Origin of the sequence: Methylomonas lenta (assembly GCF_001644015.1) — a bacterium.
Lineage (GTDB): Bacteria > Pseudomonadota > Gammaproteobacteria > Methylococcales > Methylomonadaceae > Methylomonas > Methylomonas lenta.
The window spans coordinates 13,294-30,677 of record NZ_LUUI01000154.1; the positions used below are offsets into that span (position 1 = coordinate 13,294).

The 17,384-nt window shown below is 47.6% G+C and carries 16 protein-coding genes; 12 read left to right on the forward strand and 4 right to left on the reverse strand.

The window, feature by feature from the left end; translation table 11 throughout:
* Positions 1-45: 45 nt before the first annotated feature.
* The 6 genes from A1359_RS19365 (at position 46) to A1359_RS19390 (ending at position 6,104) form a co-directional block, all read left to right on the forward strand.
* Positions 46-972, forward strand: a complete 927-nt coding sequence (locus A1359_RS19365) for a PilZ domain-containing protein (protein ID WP_066987314.1) — start codon at positions 46-48, stop codon at positions 970-972.
* Positions 973-1,059: 87 nt separating this feature from the next.
* Positions 1,060-2,517 carry a TrkH family potassium uptake protein gene (locus tag A1359_RS19370; protein WP_066987317.1) on the forward strand — a complete coding sequence of 486 codons (1,458 nt, stop codon included), beginning with the start codon at positions 1,060-1,062 and terminating at the stop codon, positions 2,515-2,517.
* A 58-nt stretch (positions 2,518-2,575) separates the two neighbouring features.
* Complete coding sequence (secF, locus tag A1359_RS19375; protein WP_066987318.1) at positions 2,576-3,502, forward strand: protein translocase subunit SecF; 927 nt, start codon at positions 2,576-2,578, stop codon at positions 3,500-3,502.
* Positions 3,503-3,534: 32 nt separating this feature from the next.
* Positions 3,535-4,383, forward strand: a complete 849-nt coding sequence (gene motA / locus A1359_RS19380; RefSeq protein WP_066987323.1) for a flagellar motor stator protein MotA — start codon at positions 3,535-3,537, stop codon at positions 4,381-4,383.
* A gap of 4 nt (positions 4,384-4,387) precedes the next feature.
* Positions 4,388-5,323 (forward strand): flagellar motor protein MotB, encoded by a 936-nt coding sequence (gene motB / locus A1359_RS19385; protein ID WP_066987326.1) that lies wholly within the window; start codon positions 4,388-4,390, stop codon positions 5,321-5,323.
* Between the two features lie 52 nt (positions 5,324-5,375).
* Positions 5,376-6,104 (forward strand): class I SAM-dependent methyltransferase, encoded by a 729-nt coding sequence (locus A1359_RS19390; RefSeq protein ID WP_066987329.1) that lies wholly within the window; start codon positions 5,376-5,378, stop codon positions 6,102-6,104.
* 130 nt (positions 6,105-6,234) lie between these two features.
* Here A1359_RS19390 and A1359_RS19395 read toward each other — a convergent pair whose 3' ends face one another.
* Positions 6,235-6,501 carry a hypothetical protein gene (locus A1359_RS19395; RefSeq protein ID WP_198159416.1) on the reverse strand — a complete coding sequence of 89 codons (267 nt, stop codon included), beginning with the start codon at positions 6,499-6,501 and terminating at the stop codon, positions 6,235-6,237.
* Between the two features lie 237 nt (positions 6,502-6,738).
* Here A1359_RS19395 and A1359_RS19400 point away from each other — a divergent pair, with 237 nt between their 5' ends.
* From A1359_RS19400 to A1359_RS19425, 6 genes are all read left to right on the forward strand, one after another.
* Positions 6,739-9,351 (forward strand): MMPL family transporter, encoded by a 2,613-nt coding sequence (locus A1359_RS19400; RefSeq protein ID WP_066987335.1) that lies wholly within the window; start codon positions 6,739-6,741, stop codon positions 9,349-9,351.
* 163 nt (positions 9,352-9,514) lie between these two features.
* A complete protein-coding gene (locus tag A1359_RS19405; RefSeq protein WP_066987338.1) occupies positions 9,515-9,883 on the forward strand; it encodes a hypothetical protein in 369 nt (122 codons plus the stop codon).
* Between the two features lie 102 nt (positions 9,884-9,985).
* Positions 9,986-10,573: a nucleotidyltransferase family protein gene (locus A1359_RS19410; protein WP_066987341.1), complete on the forward strand. Its 588-nt coding sequence runs from the start codon at positions 9,986-9,988 to the stop codon at positions 10,571-10,573.
* Entirely contained in the window at positions 10,570-11,367 is a 798-nt protein-coding gene (locus A1359_RS19415) for an XdhC family protein (RefSeq protein ID WP_066987344.1), read from the forward strand. Before A1359_RS19410 ends, A1359_RS19415 begins: the two co-directional genes overlap by 4 nt.
* A gap of 101 nt (positions 11,368-11,468) precedes the next feature.
* Positions 11,469-11,936 carry a (2Fe-2S)-binding protein gene (locus A1359_RS19420; protein WP_066987347.1) on the forward strand — a complete coding sequence of 156 codons (468 nt, stop codon included), beginning with the start codon at positions 11,469-11,471 and terminating at the stop codon, positions 11,934-11,936.
* On the forward strand, positions 11,933-14,293 hold the full coding sequence (locus A1359_RS19425; protein ID WP_066987350.1) for a xanthine dehydrogenase family protein molybdopterin-binding subunit: 2,361 nt from the start codon (positions 11,933-11,935) through the stop codon (positions 14,291-14,293). Before A1359_RS19420 ends, A1359_RS19425 begins: the two co-directional genes overlap by 4 nt.
* A gap of 36 nt (positions 14,294-14,329) precedes the next feature.
* Here the strand turns inward: A1359_RS19425 and A1359_RS19430 are convergent, their stop codons facing one another.
* The 3 genes from A1359_RS19430 to A1359_RS19435 all read right to left on the reverse strand — a co-directional run bounded on the left by A1359_RS19430 (position 14,330) and on the right by A1359_RS19435 (position 17,234).
* Complete coding sequence (locus tag A1359_RS19430; RefSeq protein WP_232322393.1) at positions 14,330-15,583, reverse strand: hypothetical protein; 1,254 nt, start codon at positions 15,581-15,583, stop codon at positions 14,330-14,332.
* 131 nt (positions 15,584-15,714) lie between these two features.
* Complete coding sequence (locus A1359_RS23515) at positions 15,715-15,840, reverse strand: MFS transporter small subunit (RefSeq protein ID WP_269747948.1); 126 nt, start codon at positions 15,838-15,840, stop codon at positions 15,715-15,717.
* Complete coding sequence (locus A1359_RS19435) at positions 15,837-17,234, reverse strand: L-lactate MFS transporter (protein WP_066987357.1); 1,398 nt, start codon at positions 17,232-17,234, stop codon at positions 15,837-15,839. The genes A1359_RS23515 and A1359_RS19435 overlap by 4 nt, the downstream gene beginning before the upstream one ends.
* Between the last annotated feature and the right edge of the window lie 150 nt (positions 17,235-17,384).

Below are 17,384 nucleotides of genomic sequence, written 5' to 3' on the forward strand. Positions count from 1 at the left end.
CTATGTCGTTGACTGACTGAGGGTAGCGAGTTTTTCCGGATCTTTATGATTAAAGACAATAAAAACAAATTAAATCGGCGTATGGCCTTTCGTGTTTTCCAGCGTGCCAACCTTTTTTATTGCAAGATTGATCGCAACCAAGACATCCAAACCCAGCATGATATTAAGCCGATGTCCTCAATATTGTATTCGTATCAAGAGGTAGCAAAGTCTGGTGGAATGACCGATGAATTGTCATTCGAAGCTGGGCTGCCTGACTCAGAAAGCCTGGATAATGACACCTTGAATGTCAATATTAGCACCAGCGGCCTATCGTTTACTTGTAAAGAACAATTGCAGGCGGGAGATTATCTACTAACACGCATCTTACTGTTGGCTGATATGACCAATATCACCTGCTGTTGCAAAGTGGTTTACTGCAAACCCAGCAATCCATACGAAAACGACCGTTACCCCTATTTAATTGGCGTTCGTTTTGTGAATTTGGCGATCGACGACCGGAAGGTATTGGATGGCTTTCTTGAAAAGCGTAGAAAACAGCAATTTATCCGGAATGGTTTGCTGCTATTGGCAGCCATTATTTTTCTGGCTGTACCGGATCAAGTTTTAGATTACCTGTTAACGCTGGCCCATTATCTGCTGGAAGTAATTTTACATCTGTTGCATTTGCTGTTTGAGTACGTCGAATCCACGCTGGATCATATCGTGGAACACTTATTTCACACTGGATTGCATCAGACCCAAATCATCGTGTTTTACACTCTGGTTGCATTTGCAACTATATTACTCTACGGGTTATGGCTTATTTTGCCATCGATTTGTCTGCGTTTTAGTCAAGCCCTGCGTGAGCATTATTCACGTAAAATGGCCAGTTTGCTTTATTACTGGGGCGAGCAAACCTTACAGGCGAAAGTCGGCATGGTTCTGCTGGGTGTGGTCTCAAGTATTTGTTATGCGTATTTTGGTGTTTGAGTATGTCAGTTGCCTGTTTCGTTATCCAGCGACTAACACTGATAAGGCTTTTATGTCGTTGACATTCTTTCTCAGGTTCAAACTTTCATGAAACGCTTCTGTACGTTGGCCTTTGTATTGGGGCTGATCTTGATGGTATTTGGCCTGACCTATTTGTTTCCTATTCTTGCCTCTCTCATTTATGACGACGGCATGATCCAGCACTTTCTGGATGGCATGTTAATGAACATTGGCGCGGGCGCTCTGCTGGCAGGGATAACGATGCATTGGCGTGGCGAATTAAGAAACCGCGACGGCTATTTATTGGTGGCATTTTTTTGGGGATTGATGGCTTCTGCCGCCACCCTGCCATTAATGTGGGGTATCCCCAATCTATCATTTACTGATGCATTTTTTGAAACCATGTCCGGCTTTACCACCACCGGCGCCACGGTATTGGTCGGCTTGGATCAACTAGCGCCCTCGCTGAATTTGTGGCGGCACGAACTGAACTGGATTGGTGGCTTGGGCATTATCGTACTGGCGGTGGCGGTGCTTCCTTTACTGGGTGTCGGCGGTATGCAACTATACAAAGCCGAAATCGCCGGCCCGGTCAAAGACAGCAAAATCACCCCGCGTATCACCGAAACTGCCCGTCTACTTTGGCTGGTGTATGCCGGCATTACCTTATTATGCATTCTGTGTTTAAAACTCGCCGGGATGGGCTGGTTTGATGCGATTTGCCACGCCTTTGCTACCTTGGCGTTAGGCGGGTTTTCAACCCATGATGCCAGCGTTGGCTATTTTGATTCGGTAGCCATCGAACTGGTGCTGACGGTTTTTATGTTGATCTCTGCCATTAATTTCGCCACCCATTACACCGTGTTATTTCGGCGCAGTTTCAAACCTTATTTAGCCGATCCGGAAACAATACCCATGCTGGGCATAATTGCCGCCAGTATTCTGGTTTGCGCCGGTTATTTAAATTACTTTGAAGTCTACGAAGATTATTTCGTCGGTTTGCGACATGTCACCTTCAATCTGGTGTCTATCGCCACCGACTGTGGTTTTGTCAGCGTCGACTATGACCAATGGCCGCCCTTTGTGCCCTGGTGGATGTTGTATCTAAGTTGCGTGACAGCTTGCACCGGCTCTACCGGCGGCGGCATCAAATTGTTTCGGGCTTTGTTGTTATGGAAACAGGCGGGTCGGGAAATGTTTACTATTTTGCACCCACGCGCTATCCACCCGCTTAGGATCGGCAACACACCGGTTGCCAACAAGATTATTTTTGCCGTATTGGCGTTTATTTTTTTGTATTTCATTTCGGTAGTGGCGATGACGTTTACGCTGATTTTTGCCGGTATGGATCCAATCTCTGCCCTCAGCGCCATCATTGCCTGCATTAACAATGCCGGCCCCGGCCTACATCAAGTTGGCCCTGCTACCAATTATGGCAGTCTTAGTGATTTTCAAACCTGGACCTGTTCCCTCACCATGCTGCTGGGTCGTCTGGAAGTATTTACCCTGATCCTGCTGCTTACGCCGGCTTTTTGGAAAAATTAACCGCGCTGCTCTTGCGCACAAAACCAACCTGAAACCCTGATAAAATTTGGAAATAACTATGAAACCAATTCGGAAAATTGATTTTCTGGGCAAACGAAAAATAGCCTTTCTCTTCTCCGGTACGCTGTTTTTGATATCTATCATCTCGTTTGTCATCAATGGCTTAAACCTTGGCATCGACTTTACCGGTGGTAGTGTCTATGAGTTGCACTATGCCCAATCAGTGGATTTGGATCGTATGCGTACAACTCTGGAACAACAGGGTTTTCCGGATGCCAACCTGCAACATTTTGGCACCTCGCAGGATGTGTTGATTCGTTTGAAACCTATTGCTGATATGGATCAGGAACAACTGACTCAAACTATTCTATCGGTTGCCAATTCCAGTCAAGCCCAGCCAGGTGAAATGCGCCGGGTAGAATTCGTCGGCCCGCAAGTTGGCGAAGAATTGTTTAATGACGGCGGCTTGGCGTTATTGTTGTCGTTTATTGGCGTGATGATTTACGTCAGCATGCGTTTTGAATGGAAGTTATCAGTCGGCGCAATTGCGGCTTTGTTCCATGACACCATCATCACCATGGGCTTTTTTTCAGTGTTCGGCTGGGAATTTGACATGACAGTGCTATCGGCAATTCTGGCTTTGGTAGGCTATTCTATCAACGACACTATCGTGGTCTATGACCGAATTCGGGAAACCGTGCGTAGCAGTCGGCAAGGTTCCATGTTTGAGATTGCCAACAACGCGCTCAACGACACCTTGAGCCGAACCATTTTAACCTCGTTGACCGTTTTTTTAACCCTGCTGGCACTGGCATTTTTGGGTGGCAAAACCATCCATGGCTTTGCGATTGCCATGTTGATCGGAGTGATTAAGGGTACCTATTCCTCTATTTATATTGCCAGTTCTTTGGCATTGACACTGGGGTTAACTCGTCAGGACTTGACGCTTAAGGAAAAGGACGTCTCTGTAGATGAACTGCCCTGAGTCAATAGTATTATTGATATTGAAAGGATTATATGTTTGTAATTATTGGTTATGTTGTCATTTTAGGCTGCGTCTTCGGTGGGTTTTTATTAGCTGGCGGTCATCTTGGTGTGTTAATGCAGCCGGTGGAGGTGCTGATTATCGTGGGTTCCGCAACAGGTGCCTTTGTCGCCAGTAATTCGACGAATACCATCAAAGCAGCTATTGCCGGCGGTATCGGTACGTTGAAGAGCAGTCGTTACAACACCGCGTATTATTTGGACTTATTGACTAGCTTCAGCTATCTGGGCCAAAAGGCCCGCAAAGAAGGCTTGTTGTCTTTGGAAAAAGTGGTTGATGACCCGGAAGGTAGCTCGATTTTTGGCGAAAAAGTCATTCAAGATCATCACTTACTGGAATTTATTTGCGATAAGCTCCGCTTGATTTTAACCGGTGTCGATATTAATCAGCTGGAGGATATTATCGATGCAGAAATCGAAGTACATCACGAAACGGGGCATGCCCCCATCGCGGCCGTGCAGCGCATAGGCGATGGTATGCCCGCGTTTGGTATTGTGGCAGCCGTCATGGGTGTAGTGCATACCATGGAATCTGTGGGCATTCCACCTGCCGAACTCGGCAAGTTGATTGCAGCCGCTTTGGTGGGTACCTTTTTAGGGATTTTAATTGCCTATGGCTTTGTAAGCCCGGTGGCGGCCGTGATGGAAGACCGCTTAGAGGAAGAAGCCAATGCTTACAAGTGCGTCAAAAAAGGTATTTTAAATTGTGCCTTGGGCACCTCTCCACCTATTACCGTGGAATTCATGCGCTCAGCTATCCCACACCACGTTCGACCCAGCTTTGAAGAAATGGAAGCGCAGTTAAAAGCTGGAAAGGGTTAAATACATGGCTGAACAACCTATCATCATCAAAAAAATCATCAAAAAAGCCGGTCATGCTCACCATGGCGGTGCCTGGAAAATTGCTTATGCCGATTTTGTAACGGCCATGATGGCGTTTTTCTTGTTGATGTGGTTACTGGGCTCCACTGACGAAGCGACTAAAAAAGGCATTTCCGAGTATTTTCAAAATCCTTATTCCGTCTCGTTAAATGGCGGTGAAGGCGTGGGCGACAGAACCGCTATTATCCAGGGTGGCGGTGAAGATTTGACTGCAAAAGATGCAGGTCAGGTGCACCTGGGTGAAGAAGTAACGCCCAGCGAACCAACCCTAGCGGATGTGGAAAAAATTGCGGAGCAGCAGGAAAAAATTCAATTAGAGCAATTACAAGGCAAAATCGAATCCATGCTGGCAGCGAATGCTGAACTTGCCGAATATAAAGATCAAATCAAGATGCAGACCACGCCGGAAGGTTTAAAAATTCAGATCGTGGATGCCAAGAATCGCCCCATGTTCAAATTAGCCAGTTCGCGTATCGAAGATTATGCACAAATGATTTTGCACAAGTTGGCAGCTGTCATTAATGAACTGCCTAATAAACTCAGTATCAACGGCCATACAGACGCCCTGCCCTTCCCCGCTAACAGTTCCGGCTATTCTAACTGGGAGCTATCCAGTGATCGTGCCAATGTGGCCCGTCATGAACTCACTCTAGGCGGTCTGGCGGAAGATAAAGTCTTGCGTATTGTAGGCTTAGCCTCAAGTATTCCTTATATTGCAGATAAACCCAATGACCCTATGAATCGCCGTATATCGATTATCGTAATGAATAAAAAGACCGAGAACCAGGTTCTGCATGAAGGTTTGGATATTGATGCTGCCCAGAAAGCCATCGTGATTCCGGAAAGCACTTCAGCACCTTTAAACTCACAAGTGCGCTAACAGAAAAATCTCATTGTTTCTAAAACGATAACTCTCGTCGGGCCACATTTTTATGCCATGGTTAAAAGCCTTGAGTTGCCAAGTTTTAGCGCTTGTATTGACACCGCTGTTGCTAACGCTGAAAGGGAATGCTTTTATATTGATATTACCGATTGAGCTACAGCCACTTCTGGCCGTACTGTTATCACGCCTATTCCGTCAACCACTCTGGTGGATACCGATTCATCTATTATTTTTGCCTTTGATTGGCTTATTAGTGCAATTGAATCTGCCGGCATGGATTTATTTGCTGGGTTTTATGCTACTAATTCTGGTTTTTTGGGGCACTGTTAAAGGCGATGTCCCGCTGTTCTTATCATCCCCTGCGGTTAGTCAGGCACTATCAACCATCGTACAGAGAGAACAGGCGGACAGTTTGATCGATTTAGGGGCCGGAATTGGAAGTGTGGTGGTTCCTCTGGCTAATCGATTTCCACAAATGCACATCACTGCCGTTGAGCAAGCCCCGATTCCATGGCTGATATTAGTCTGGCGTTGTCGGAAGTTTAAAAGCGTCAAGATATACCGAGATAATTTTTGGGATTACCCATTAGCCAATTACAGCGTTGTTTTTGCATTTTTGTCACCTAAAGTCATGACTAGGCTGGATGAGAAATGTCGCAATGAATTGGCTGTAGGTAATCTGTTGGTTGCGTCAACCTTCCCTGTTCCGGATCGAATCCCCAGTTCAGTTATCAGTCTTAATAAAAAGCATTTAAAGCTGCATTGCTATAGGTATTAAATCTGCTTTCTATCTATCTTAAAATTCAAACATACTCAGCTGACAAAAATATTAAAATTCGAGTTTCCAACCTCTTTCTAATAAAGAGGTTCAATAAATTTTTATTAGCCTATTCTCTGACTGCATGAAGTCAATGTATCAGATTCTCTGCCCTTAATATCCCAACAACGCCAACCATAATCCAGAAGACATTGAGCAAGGTATACGCATAATCACGTTTTAAAATGGAACACCATGAAAGTATGACGGCATCAACAGTATTAAAAACCCAAATAAATGCAAACGGGCTCTCAGGCCCAAGCCAACTGACTAAACTAAAGCTAAAAATCCGCATCAATACTCCTATCATTTCGAAAATTCGAATATAACGGCGAATAACTGTATTGAGTGTCATCATGTTTTAATATTATCCGGCTTAATAATTTTTTGTATCCGTTTTTTCATCAATTTTTCGCAAGTCATAAACAGCTATAAAAATTCATGCCTATTTTCAAACCGAATTGACTGTAAAAAAAATATAAAATTTTTTCTAGGCCGCGCGATTCGTTCATCTGCAGATTAAACTGATTAAATTTACACTTTGATCAGGATAGGCAATGACAACATCGAGCGATAATTTCAGTGGCGATCAATCATGCTGCTGAACCTAACTGATCGCCTATTTACCTGTTTATCCAGGCTGGCTTTGCGATTTCCTTGGCTGATTTTACTGCTGTTTATCGTCCTCAGCGGCATCAGCTTAAACTATACAGTTGGCCATCTGGGAATCAATACCAATACCGCCGAAATGCTCTCGCAGGATTTACCTTTCCAGAAAGTCAGGCGAAAGCTGGATCAAGCCTTTCCGCAGGATGCTTCTGCCATTATTGTGGCGGTGGAATCATCCACACCCGAACAAACTGCGATGGTTGCTGCCCTTGTCAACCAACGCTTGCAAACACAATCAGACTTGTTTGAATCAAGTTATATGCCGGAAGAAAACCCGTTTTTCCGGCAGCAGGGTTTTTTATATCTCAACCTTACCGATCTGGACACACTGTCCAACAAACTGATCGATGCCCAGCCATTTATTGGCTATCTATCCAATCATTATCATTTTGCCGGCCTGATGGATATTATTTCGCTGGCACTGCAGGGTCAGGAACAAGAGCTGAGCATGCCGCTGGATCCGTTGTTAAGTGCCATTGATGAAAGCATCCTCGCGGTCAGCGCAGGTCAACCGCATTACGTTTCATGGCAAAAACTATTGACTGCAGCCAATTTTGACCGTGATCAGACCCGACGCCTGATCATTGCCAAACCGCATCTGAATTTTGAACAACTGATGCCTGCCGAACCAGCCATGACTTATTTACGTGGCTTGGCCAAGGAATTAGCAACCCTATATCCCGACATTAATTTGAGTTTCACCGGAGAAGTACCTCTGGAGCATGAGGAACTGGAAACCGTCAGTCGTGGCATGGTCATTTCCAGTCTGGCGTCATTATTACTGGTGCTGGGATCGCTTTGGATTGGTTTTCGTTCGCTGCGACTCTTGTTTGTAACCTTCATCGCGCTGATTGTCGGTTTGGTTGTAACGACCGGTTTTGCCGCAGTGACAATTGGCCATTTGAATTTAATATCAGTGGCGTTTGCAGTGCTTTACATTGGTCTGGGGGTGGATTACGCCACCCACTTCTGTTTACGTTACCAGGAATATCGTCAGCAAGGGATACTGAGCGAACAAGCTATCTCCAGCACTCTAGCCACCATCAGTAGGCCGATGTTTTTATGTGCTTTTACCACAGCAATCGGTTTTTTTGCCTTTATCCCTACCGATTTCAAAGGCGTATCAGAGCTAGGTATCATCGCTGGAGTCGGCATTTTTATCGGCTTGATGGTGTCTTTGACTTTGTTGCCGGCATTGCTAAAGCTGCTGCCTCTAACGACCCTGCCAGCAAACGACAAATCGCTGTTACCGGAATCGGCTTATGCCTTTCCATTTCGTCATGCAAAAGCTATTCGTATCAGCGCATTACTGCTAGCAATCGGGGCTAGCTTCATGTTGACAAGGCTGACATTCGATTCCAACCCGATCAATTTGCGCGACCAACATACACAGTCAGTCATTGCCTTCAAAAAATTGCTCAGTAGTAAAACCGATTCACCGTTCGCGACCTCGGCACTGACAGATAGCTTGAGCCATGCCGACCAGTTGGCGGCGCAATTTGCAAAATTACCTAGCGTGCATGAGGCCATCACTTTAAACAGCTTGGTGCCGGAACAGCAGGATGAAAAGCTGGCGATTATCGACAATCTAAACTTGATTATGCCTACCCAGCTAAATCGTTTCGAACAGCCGCACGAACAGTCCGATGTGCGTGCCGCTTTATTGAAGTTAGCCGAAACTTTGCAAAAGACCACGGATCAACCAACAACGCTTGTAGCCCATGATTTGCTGACAAAGCTGCATAAAGATATCTTAAATTTCATCCAGCAAGCCGATCAAAGTCAAAATCCGGCTGATACGTATGCAAAATTAGAAAACAGCTTGTTTGCGTTAATGCCCTACACAATGCTGCAGCTGCGTGATGGCTTAACCGCAACGGCCTTCGATATTGATGATTTGCCGAGAGAAATACGTAGGCAATGGGTTAGCGATAGTGGACTCTATCGAGTCCTTGTGTTGCCAGAGCAGAATCTGAACAATCCCGAGTATCTAAAGACTTTTGTGAATGACATGCTAGCCACTTACCCGGAAGTGTTTGGATTGCCCATTGGTGACGTCAAATCCGGTGAGGCGGTGGTTGCAGCCTTTATTGAAGCATTTTCCGCTGCATTGCTGATGATCATTCTGCTGTTATTGGTGCAAACACGTAGCCTGAAAACAACATGGTTGATCATCACACCCTTATTGCTGGCAGCCCTGCTAACGGCTGCTACAAACGTACTGCTTAACAACCCCTTCAATTTCGCCAATATCATCGTACTCCCCTTGTTGCTGGGCATTGGCGTCGACAGCGGCATACACATCGTACATCGCTTGCAGCACATGAAAGATGAAGAGCACAATTTATTGCAAACCAGTGCAGCACGCGGCGTGTTTTATAGCGCCTTAACAACCTTGTGCAGCTTTTCCAGCTTGGCGTTTAACACCCACGCCGGTACCGCCAGCATGGGCTTATTGCTGTCCATTGGCATTTCGCTGATGCTGATTTGCTGCTTGTTGGTATTGCCGGCCTTAAGCTATAAAAAAATCAAGCTATGATGATAAAACTAGTTAGATTAATAGCGATGTTTACCCTATTGACTGGCAAAATGCTGTTGTCACAAAACCAGCTTACTGGGGTGCTAGTTTGCTAATTCTCAACATGGTGTTTAGCTGTTTTGGCGCTTAAAAAGAGCGCACTGGCTATATCGGATAAAATCATATGAACCCAACCCAAGTTAAGTGTCTTTTTGTGTTTACTATTCTTGCCATTATTGGTTTTGGTCCAGTGTCGCCCACCTGCCTGATAGGACTCTATATTGTCATTGAGCGCCCGCGCTGGTTCTTTAATCTGCTAGGGAATTTATATGAAAGGCAACCGCCGCTACAAGATAGAGTTTTACCCGAGACTAAAAAGCAAACCCGACGGACAAGGATTAAATGCTGCCTAAGTTTGCTGGCACTATTGATCCTTGATATTGCCCCCATCCCAGTGACTGCATTAATAGCATTTCCAGTCATTTTAAATAGACCACTGTGGTTTGTTCGAATAGCTGCAAGTGTCTATGGTAAAGACTTAAAAACGTCATAAAGAAAGGTGATAACCTTGCTCTCGATGTGAACATAAGAAATAGAGAATGACGATTGATTTTTTCAGCTACAAAAGTGCGTGCTGGTGCATGCGTATATTTTAATGAGTTCGATTACCGGCATCTTGTTAGCCGCCGGAGCCAGCAAGCGTTTCGGCGCCGACAAATTGACACAATCCTTGCCGAATGGCGATCTGGTAGCGGTGCGAGCTTGTCGTAACCTGTCAGCCGGCACAGACCGGGTTTTAACGGTGATTCGGCCTGGTTGTGACCTGCTTGGCAGTTTATTAGCAGCCGAAGGTGCCGAGGTGCTGATATGTGACGATGCCGAGCTGGGCATGGGCGTCAGTCTGGCTTATGCTATTCGCGCCTGCTCCAATGCGACTGGCTATGTAATCGCCTTGGCGGATATGCCCTGGATACAACCGGCAACCATACAAAAAGTGGCGAACGCTATTCGCACAGGCGCACTACTCGCGGCGCCCTGCTGGCAAGGTCGACGCGGACATCCCGTGGGTTTTTCCAGCAGCTTAAGATCTGAACTGTCTGTTTTGCACGGCGACAGCGGCGCCAAAAATGTGATTCAAGCCCATCGTCAACAATTACAGCTGATTGATTGCGATGATGCCGGGGTACTAAGCGATATCGACACCCCTGACGATTTAAACCACCCTAAGCCATCTGACTTGTGATCCTGGATATTCTGAAACAGCAGCTTGAACTGCACAAAAACCGTCGTCCTTATGCGTTGGCTACCGTGGTGGAAATTCTCGGTTCATCCTCCGCCAAACCAGCCGCCAAAGCACTCATAGACGTTTCCGGGCATATACTCGTTGGCTGGATCGGTGGCGGCTGTGCCCAATCCATGGTTGCTAAGGCAGCACTGGAATGTTTTGCCAGCGGAGAACCACGCGTGATTGAAATTGATTTGAACGACGAAATTTTTGGTGCCGGCATGCCTTGTGGCGGCAGCATGCGAGTCTATGTCGAACCCGTGTTACCCAAACCGCTGCTCTGGTTAATGGGGCATGGCCGTATCGTCGAAAGCCTTTGTGAGCTTGCGCAGCGTTTGGGCTTTGAAGTCATCATCAATGACCCGCAAGCCATTACAGACAAGTTTTCCAGCGCCTATCGCGTCATCAACGATGATAGCCGCTACCAACAGTTACAACCACAGCCTGGCGATTTCGTCGTCATCGCCACCCATCACAAAGGCGACTATGAGGCATTGAGCCGTGCGCTGCATTCCGAAGCGTTTTATATCGCCCTGGTGTCCAGCCGTAAGCGGGCAGGCCTGGTATTGACAAGACTAGGCCAAGAGGGCTTTAGCGAAACCAGTCTTGCCAGAGTTCGCGCCCCGGCCGGCCTTAATCTTGGCGCCAAACTGCCGGAAGAAATTGCCTTATCCATCCTTAGCGAAATGGTCATGCTCAGACGTGGCGGTCTTGGTCAGCCCTTATGCCAAACCGCATCGGCAACTGATTAGTGCCGCCTTTACTCGGCGATACCGGGGGTGTAGTATCCAAACTAAAACCCATGCTGCCTGCCGTAGCATCTATGCATTAAAACCGCCGGGAGAAATAGCCGATGATTACGCTTACCATTAATGGCCAGTCACAAAATATCGATTTACCCGCCGACACGCCGCTACTTTGGGCTTTGCGGGACTACGTCGGATTAACCGGCACCAAATTCGGCTGCGGTATGGCGTTATGCGGTGCTTGTACCGTGCATATCGACGGCGAACCTACCCGCGCCTGTGTCACGCCTATTTCAGCTGCGGCTGGCAAAACCATTGTCACTATCGAGGCCATGGATCAGGATGCTATCGGTAAAAAAGTGCAGGAAGCCTGGTTAAGCCAGGGTGTACCGCAATGCGGCTATTGCCAATCCGGCCAGGTAATGAGCGCAACCGCTTTACTCAAGCAAAATGCCCACCCTAGCGATGCCGATATCGATAAGGCCATGAGCGGCAATATCTGCCGCTGCGGTACCTATACCCGTATTCGGGCAGCCATTAAACAGGCTGCCGGACTAGCGGAGATTAAGTCATGAAAACATCATTGGATCAGATCAAATCACCTGCAGAACAAATAGATAGTTCAGCTGATAAGTTCAGCATCGTCAACATCAGTCGGCGGAATTTCCTCAAAGACTTTGCTCTTAGCGGCTTTGTACTCGCCGTCGGCTTTCCATCGCTGCTACTGGCAGACGAAACCGCAACCAGCTCGGAACCGGATAAATATGGTGCCGACGCCATGCCGCACGGCTGGGTAGATAACCCACTGGTGTTTGTCGCCATCGCCGAAGACGGCACGGTGACCATCATCTGTCATCGTTCGGAAATGGGCCAAGGCGTTCGCACCAGCCTGCCTATGGTAGTAGCTGACGAACTCGATGCCAACTGGCTAAACGTCAAAGTGCAGCAGGCCCCTGGTGATGAAGTGCGATTTGGCAATCAGGATACTGACGGCTCCCGCAGTATGCGGCATTTCTTTATGCCGATGCGCCGTGTAGGCGCTGCTGCGCGGCAAATGCTGGAAACGGCAGCCGCCGCGCAATGGCAGGTGCCGGTAACTGAAGTCCACGCCGAACTGCATCAGGTAATACACACTGCCAGTGGCCAATCCTTAAGCTATGGCGAACTGGCCAAAGCTGCAGCAAAACTCCCAGTGCCGGCCCGGGAAACCTTACGCCTGAAAAATGCAGCTGATTTTCGTTACATAGGTAAAGGTGGGCTAAAAATTTATGACGGTCAGGCCATGGTCACTGGCCAAGCCCAATATGGCATAGACACTCGTTTAGAAGGCATGCTTTACGCTGTCATCGCCAGGCCACCGGTGTTCGGCGGCAAAGTTTTAAATTACGATGCCAGTGCTGCTCTTAAAGTACCCGGCGTGGTTAAAGTTCTTGAACTAAACAGCAGCCCGCCACCCGCTGAGTTCAATCCACTCGGTGGCATCGCGGTGATAGCCACGAATACCTGGGCGGCTATCCAGGGACGCAAAGCCTTGAAAATCTCTTGGGATAATGGCCCTAATGCCAGTTATGACTCTGATAATTTTCGGGCAGAGATGGTGGTTTCGTCTCGAAAACCCGGCAAAGTGGTACGTAACGATGGCGATGTCGATGCGGCTCTCGACAAATCCACACAACGACTATCTGCAGAATATTACGCCCCCCATCTTGCTCAGGCACCGATGGAGCCTCCTGCGGCAACCGCCCGTATCATCAAAGGTCATTGTGAAGTCTGGACTTGCACCCAGGCGCCACAAGCATCTCGCGACCAGGTAGCCAAATGGCTGAAATTGCCGGAAGACAAAGTGACTATAAACGTAACTCTGCTGGGTGGTGGTTTCGGCCGCAAATCCAAACCGGATTATGTGGTTGAAGCCGCCTTATTATCACAAGCCATGCAAGGAAAACCGGTCAAGCTGACCTGGACCCGCGAGGATGATCTGCAACATTCTTATTTCCATACAGTTTCAGTCGAACATCTGGAAGCAGGTCTGGATAAACAAGGTAAAACCGTCGCTTGGCTACACAGAACGGTAGCACCGAGCATTTCATCAACCTTCGCGGCCGGTAGCGTGCATGAGATGCCAGCCGAACTGGGTATGGGCGTCATCAACGTGCCGTTTGCCATTCCCAATCTGCGGATAGAAAATCCAGCAGCCGAAGCCCATACCCGTATCGGCTGGTTTCGCTCGGTATCCAATATACCGCACGCGTTTGCCATCCAATCTTTCGTTGCCGAATTAGCCACCGCAGCCGGCCGCGATCACAAAGACTATCTGCTGGAATTGATTGGACCTGCACGGCGTATCGATCCGCGCAGTCTGGGGGATACCTGGAATCAAGGCGAATCACCCGTAATATACCCGCTGGACACCGGACGCTTACGAAACGTGATTGATTCGGCCTGCCGCGAAGCCGGTTGGGGACGCACGCTCGCTAAAGGCCATGGCCTGGGCCTGGCCGCACATTACAGCTTTGTGACTTATGTCGCCGTGGTGGTGGAAGTAGCCGTCGACCAGGCGGGCAAACTTAGTATTCCCAGAATCGATATCGCTGTAGATTGTGGCCCGCAAGTCAATCCTGAACGTATTCGTTCGCAGCTGGAAGGTGCTTGCATTATGGGCGTCAGCCTGGCAACACTAGGTGAAATCAGCTTTAAGGATGGCGCAGTTATACAGGATAATTTTCATAATTATCAACTAACCCGCATAGATGATGCCCCACGTGAAATCCGGGTACATCTGGTACCCACAACCGAATTCGATAGCCCACTTGGTGGGGTGGGCGAACCGGGAGTACCGCCGATTGCACCGGCATTATGTAATGCCATTTTTGCCGCTACCGGTCAGCGTATCCGCGAATTACCGATCAGGGATCAGTTACTGAAAGACTAAAATTAGCAAATCCCTACACTAGCGATTACTTCCGGCCTAACGCCGATTAATCGCTAGTGCAGCTATTCGTCGCTCAATCTCTATCATCATGTTTTGGTAACCATCACCCTGTAAACCGCCATAACGGCGATTGAACTCTGCTTCAGGCATAAACTCAGGTAAATCGGCTGTTTCCGGCATAATGTCTGCTTCGTTAGCGGTGGATAAAAATGTTTGCATAGCCCTTGCGTCCTGTTCGCTGGCAATAGCCAACTCGCCCATTCGCGTCCCGGCCCGGTCGGCCGCAATATCGTTAAATGAAAAACCGCTACCACCGCGTGAGTCTTGAATTTCTTTATACAAACCCACCGCATCAGCGAGTGGCGTGCCACCATCTGCGGCTAAAAATGCTGATACGCAATAATGCTTGCTAAAGTCATCACGATTTTGCAGCGTGACTCTACGCCAAATTGGTCGTGGCCAACGTTTGAGCTGTGGCATTAACTTACTTAAGTTTTTTTGATTAACGTAAAAGGCCAGCACTCTTATCACTGCTCTATTTTCCTGAATTGCATTGCCGTTTTGGCTACGCTCGACTGCCAGTTGAAATAAAGGCTGCATTAAATCGATCAACGATACTGCCGCCGTGCCGGTTTGCGCCAGCTCGCTTAAACGCCGCTGATATGCTTCGAGCTGTAGCAGTTCATCTTTAGAGACCAACGCACCACTGACTTGTGATGGCAATTCTGCTCGCCACTGATAAGTCACCAGCAAACGCCTGGGCTGGAATTTAACAAGCTTGACCATGCGAGCTATCATTGGCCAATCGACTGTAATTGGCAATACTGTCTGGCTGTATTTGAGCAGGCTAATGGCAACGAAACCTGGCAGTGGCAAACGCCCCAATGAGATGGCGCTGATTTCAGGCAGCCCGTTAGTTTGTCTGAGCACCAAATGAAAATTCAAATATCGGCCCAAAGGGTTGTCGGCTAGCGGTAATGAGACTTCGATCCGGGCTTTGCCTTGCTCAATTTTTAAGCGGGCAGCACCGTTGGCATATTGATTAACCAGATAATTCAGCGCCAAATCCAATTCTTCCTGACCGAGTTTTGCTGTGGTTATCACACCGGTCCGCAAGCGGCGCGGATCATTCCGATCAAACAGCCGTTTAACCTTGGCGACTTGATCTGCGGACAAATTGGCCCGGGTATTAACGGTGGGATCGGCTTCAATTGCTAACAAAATCATCGCCAGCAAAAGTGATAACGACAAGCAAACCAGCAATAGCATCCGAATTATCAGAGATTTCAAACACTCCTTCATGCGATATTTAAATGGGAGAGGCTAATATTGACGTGTCCTTTCTGGTGATCATTCTGTAATTGGTCATGTGGCAATGATAGTGCTTGCATGACGCTTCGGCGGTATAGCTGAAATCCACCTCAACCAAACAAAGCCATGGCTTTTTTCAAGGTTGACATTACGCCCCATAACAATGGTAACGCCACATACAGCCAAAATAGAACCAGCCACAACCGCGAACCCGACTTTTTATTTTTGTTATTCATGATGCCTCCTTTTGTGTATTTGGATAAATACCATCCAGCTCATCAAAATCATCGTGCTTCATATGGTGTTTTTCATGCACGGGTTTAATCAATAGATTACAGACAAAGCCCAACACTAAAATACCAGCCATGATGTACATGGTGACATTGTAGGCTTCGGCTTTGGCAACGCCCTGCGCAATCTGATATTCACGAATGTAATTTACCAACACCGGCCCTAATACACCCGCTGTCGACCAGGCGGTTAATAATCGACCGTGAATGCCACCGACATAACGCGTACCAAAAATATCCGCCAGATAAGCCGGTATGGTGGAAAAACCGCCACCATACATACTCATAATCAAGGCATACAACAATACAAAGATTGCCATATTACCGATCAAGCCCATACTCGGCACCAGTGAGTACAACACGGCCCCCAACGCCAGAAAAATAAAATAAGTATTTTTACGCCCCAGGTAATCCGATGCAGAGGACCAGAAAAACCGCCCACCCATGTTAAACAAACTCAGCAATCCCACAAAGCCGGCCGCTGCTGCCGGTGTAACACTGCCTTTAAACATCTCTTGTATCATCACCGAAGCCTGACCCAACACACCTATCCCTGCAGTCACATTTAAACACAGCACTAGCCACAACAAATAAAACTGCGGAGTTTTCAGGGCTTGATCAATATGTACATGCGCTTGTGTGATCATTTTGTCTGCCACCAGTGGCGGCGTCCAATTAGCAGGCTGCCAATCTGGCGGCGGAATACGGATAGTCAACGCCCCTATCATCATCGACACAAAGTAAATCGCCCCCATCAACAAAAACGCTTCCATCACCCCTACTGAACTGGCGGATTTAAACACATCCATTAACCAAACCGACAGCGGCGCACCTATCATGGCACCACCACCAAAGCCCATGATCGCCAGCCCTGTGGCCATACCGCGCCGATCCGGAAACCATTTAATCAAGGTCGATACGGGTGATACATAACCTAAACCCAAACCAATGCCGCCTATCACACCGTAACCCAGATAAATCAACCAGATTTGATGCAAACACACACCCAAAGCAGCCACCCAGAAACCGCCCCCAAAGCAACAGGCGGCCACAAACATAGTCAAACGCGGTCCGACTTTTTCCAGCCACTTGCCGCCAAATGCCGCCGACAAACCCAAAAATACAATCGCCAGACTAAAAATCCAACCCAAAGTGGTTAATTTCCAATCGTCCGCCGCTGATTCCGTGACACCGATGATTCGTGTAAGTGGATTGTTAAACACGCTAAACGCATAAGCCTGACCAATACAAAGATGCACCGATAACGCGGCGGGCGGCACCAACCAGCGGTTATAGCCGGGCTTGGCTGTGATACGTGACTTAGAAAAAAAATCCGACATATAAACTCCGTCATTTGTTATCGGCGATTGCATGGACAGGGTAAGACTTTTACAAGCTTAACCCGAATGGTCGTCGCCTGTCCTATTCAGTGAATAGCCCAAGCTGATTTATACTAAGGAATATGCATGGAATATCATATGCAAGAATCC